This is a genomic window from Falsiporphyromonas endometrii, assembly GCF_042654485.1.
Taxonomy (GTDB): Bacteria; Bacteroidota; Bacteroidia; order Bacteroidales; family Porphyromonadaceae; genus Porphyromonas; species Porphyromonas endometrii.
Genome location: NZ_JBHSGO010000113.1, coordinates 1 through 3974, shown reverse-complemented (window position 1 = coordinate 3974; position 3974 = coordinate 1). Strand labels below are relative to the sequence as shown.

Sequence of the window (3974 nt, the reverse complement as noted above, 5' to 3'; positions counted from 1 at the left end):
GAATAGTGTTATATTTGCCATGAAAAGGGTGGTTGGTGACAGCTCTTGGAGCTGTTCTTTTTTGTTCAATACAAACCTACCCTTTTCTTTTTATTCGTCAAAAACGTTTAGGACACTATTGCTTTAAGGCCGCCTTTTTTGGAAGGTCGCGCGACTTACAATCCATTCTCGCGCGACTTTGAAAGTAAACTCGCGCGAGGTTGCACTTGAAGTAGCGCGACTTCGCATGTCAAGGTCGCGCGACAACGGATCGAAAGTCGCGCGAGAATGGATTGCTTCTCGCGCGAGCTTATTTGTTAAAATAGCGCATAAATAAAGCCCGTTTCGTACTATAAAACGGGCGAAGTCGGTAAGAAGGTCAGGTAACCCTAACCCTTGAATTTAAGATTTTGGGGTTGAATAAAGGTTATTTGAGTAGCTTTTGATACTGTAGGTAAGGCAATATTATTTAACAAATATATCTCTCTAACATCGAGCTTCACAGCCTTAAGAGAAAGATAGTTTGCGAGATTGTATTTGATGGCCGGGAAGGCATCTGCCTTTTGATCCATCATAAGACATATCTTACCCCCTTGAAGGAGTAATCCGCCAAGCGACACAATCATCAAAAGGAAGGTAAATAATATGCTTATCTCCATGGTTATAAGTTTATTTCTCTTCGCCTAAGATACTAAAAATGATTCTCTTTTGCAATGATACTAATATCGTAAAACAAAGTTTTTGGAGGTTTGCTCTTTTGGCTTTTTGAGGGGCTATTTATTCTGCTACTTGGTTAGTCGATTCAGTTCAAAATATTTCTCATATAAAATATCTTTGATATGATTTGAGCTCATCTTCTCTATGCTTCCAATCCGGCATGAGTCTTGTCATCTCTGCTTTAAAGTCTTTGCCGTGATTGAAATGCTTTAGGTGAACATGCTCATGAAGGACTATCAACTCAATCACTTCACTTGGCATTGCTATTAGTTTAAGATTAAATATGATGCTTTTTGCACGATTTCTACAGATTCCCCAATAACCGTTCACTATCTTTATCCCATATGTATTTGCTTTTCGACCAACCTTGGCTGCATACTTATCTATGATTGGGATCAATATATTGCGAAAGTTTTTGAAATACCATTGAGTAAGTATATGAAACAATTCTCTCTTAGAGTCATTAGAACAGACAAATAATGTGATTGTGCGGTCTTCGTGATTGATGGAGACATTCCTTGCGGTTGTATATTCAATGTGTTCAATATGAAGTCTAAATAGTTGTCCGAGGAAAGGGATTAAGCCACCTTCAGACAAATCCGGCTCGGAAATATCAAAAACAGCCCGCTTACTAAATCTGGATTTGATTTTTTCTTTATGCTTTCTTACTATTTCTACAATGAGATCGTGGTGGCAACCGAAGGGTGCAGAAACTCTAACTACTTTGTCTTTTGTGTCAATACGCAGGATGACATTTTTCATTCTCTTGTATGTAACACACACCGGTATGCCATCTATCTGAATTGTGGCTCGCTGTTGTTGGCACTCTCCCAAATTATTTGTATTCGATTGCATTGTTTATAGAATTGTGATATCTCTAATCAATAAAGCAAGAATCCGATTAGACCGGCCAAAACAATCGTTAAGATAGGGTGAATCCATTTCTTGATGGTTACAATAAATGCTCCCAAAAAGATAATCCAACTCTTCCAGTCCAAGAAGTTTTCCGTTACTACCACCTTATCCCATGCAATCGCTCCTGAGATATGTTGAATAAGGTAATAAATAGAACCGCTCTGAAGAGTTAAGAGCATAGCAGCAGAAGCTATAAGACCTACGGTGGCCGGACGAATGCCGACAAATGCCGCAGCAACAAATTTGTTTCCCTTAAACTTGGCAAAGCAGTAAGAGATAATCAGCACCAATATGACTGAAGGTAAGCTGACAGCAGTGGTGGCCGTCACAGCTCCCCAAATAGAACCGGTCACTTTGTAGCCGATATAGGTGGCACTATTGATACCGATTGGACCGGGTGTCATCTGGCTTACAGCCACAATGTCTGTAAATTCTGAATTGCTCAGCCAATGCATCTGGGTAACTACCTTATCCTGAATAAGTGAGAGCATGGCATATCCACCACCAAATCCAAAAAGACCTATTTCAAGATAGATTAGAAATAATTTAATATACAGCATGATGAGATGTTTTACTTAGATTGTTGCTGATTGTTGTTTGAAGAGTCGTCCTCTGAGGAGACTTTCCTCTTGATGAGCTTCTTAATATAAAAGGTGTATAAGATGCCCAAAAATGCAGAAGCTACAATGATAAGGACGGGAGATACCCCCATATACCAGACCAAAAAACATGAAAGGATGGGGATCCATAAAGCAGAGCGTTTCATTTTCATCGAACGCCATGTGGTAATAACGGGTGCTGCTATCATAGCTACTACAGCCGGTCTAATCCCATTGAAAATCTTAATGACGATAGGATTGTCTTTGAAGGTGGCAAAATACATGGCTATAGCCAAGATAACAAGGAAGCTCGGTAGGGTAGTTCCCAAAGCTGAGATGATAGCCCCTCGTATTCCTTTAAGTTTATACCCCAGAAAGAGTGATATATTGACCGCAAATACACCGGGTAATGATTGAGCAACTGCAAATAAATCCAAGAATTCTTCGCGAGAGAGCCATTTGTTTTTGGTTACAAGAGCATCTTCTATAATAGGGAGCATGGCATAACCTCCTCCGAAAGTAAATCCTCCAATCTTAAAGAAGGTGGCAAACAATTTCCAAAGTTGAGACATTATACTATTTATTATTTGTATCGAAGTGGTGACTGCATAGGCAAGAATATTGCCAATATATTAAGTCCCTTTGAAGATATTTTATCAAAAAGTTCAAAACAACTTCAAAGCCAGAGCAAAAGTATCAAATTTTGTGGACTCGTAGCTGTAGGCTGTAGAGCCAAGGTTCATTAAACTCAAATATTGGTGTGATAAAACTATTGGAGCTCTAACAATCTTAGATTTCATAAAAACTTGCCTTTGCAATTGATCTCCAATCATTTGCTGTTATCTTTCTGTGTAATTAGTCTATACATTGCAATTAGTTTTTGTTGGACAACCTATCTTTCAACGGGTTAAGACATTAGAAGCTCTTCGTGATATCAAAATCTTTTGTCTCAATACTTCTGTCCTTCACAAAAGCAGACCTCAGTTTCATTTTGAAAATATTTTTGTTGGACAACTGACTTTACTCCTCGAAAGCAAGGGTTATTTCCAAAGAATAGGTACTTAACGGTATAAATTCAGTGACTGAATACTCTAAATTATTGGTGTACGATAAAACTATTGGAACAGCATCAATCTTGGACTTCATAAAAAGCACTTTTGAAATCGTACTCTAATCATTTGCAGTCATCTGATTTGTCCACTTAGCTTGTTCATATGCTTAGCTTTTGTCAGACAGCCGTTCTTTCATCGGATTAGGAGACAAAGAGACTCGACTTGATATTTAAAACGCTTTCTCATACAAGGCTTCTAATATTGTAGAAGTAAATCCAAGGTTTAAAATGAGACCATTTTTTGTCGGACAGTCGGCTTTTGCCTTCGAAAGCTGGGGCTTACTTTTAAAAAAGAAGAACTCAACCGCATAAATAAAGAGACCAAGTACCCTAAAGAAGCCCTTCCAACTTTTATCAGTAATAAAACTCTAAAATGTTTAGAACATTAGGTTGTTTTCTTTTTGACTGGGTCTCATAGTACTCAGTGTTCTCTGATTAGATGGTAAAATCAGTACAAAATACCTTCATAAATGCTATCACTTTCTATTGACATATTTGAGGTAAAAAAGAAAAGGGGGCTGTGTCAAAATGATATGAACCCCAAAAGTTAGACTCAAAACTTTTGGGGTTTATTTATGGAATCAAACAAAAAGAAAAGACGAAAGCATAGTTATTATGATCGTCTCCGTTACATGCATATGTTGGAGGAAGGA

At 38.0% G+C, this 3974-nt stretch carries 4 protein-coding genes; all 4 read right to left on the bottom strand.

Annotation, left to right across the window (positions count from 1 at the left end; genetic code table 11):
• Window positions 1–368: 368 nt before the first annotated feature.
• The 4 genes from ACFO3G_RS03755 to ACFO3G_RS03740 all read right to left on the bottom strand — a co-directional run bounded on the left by ACFO3G_RS03755 (window position 369) and on the right by ACFO3G_RS03740 (window position 2782).
• Complete coding sequence (locus tag ACFO3G_RS03755; RefSeq protein WP_380078123.1) at window positions 369–638, bottom strand: hypothetical protein; 270 nt, start codon at window positions 636–638, stop codon at window positions 369–371.
• Between the two features lie 160 nt (window positions 639–798).
• A complete protein-coding gene (locus ACFO3G_RS03750; RefSeq protein ID WP_380078121.1) occupies window positions 799–1551 on the bottom strand; it encodes a M48 family metallopeptidase in 753 nt (250 codons plus the stop codon).
• Window positions 1552–1577: 26 nt separating this feature from the next.
• Window positions 1578–2171, bottom strand: a complete 594-nt coding sequence (locus ACFO3G_RS03745) for a chromate transporter (protein WP_380078117.1) — start codon at window positions 2169–2171, stop codon at window positions 1578–1580.
• 11 nt (window positions 2172–2182) lie between these two features.
• Window positions 2183–2782: a chromate transporter gene (locus ACFO3G_RS03740; protein ID WP_380078115.1), complete on the bottom strand. Its 600-nt coding sequence runs from the start codon at window positions 2780–2782 to the stop codon at window positions 2183–2185.
• Window positions 2783–3974 lie beyond the last annotated feature (1192 nt).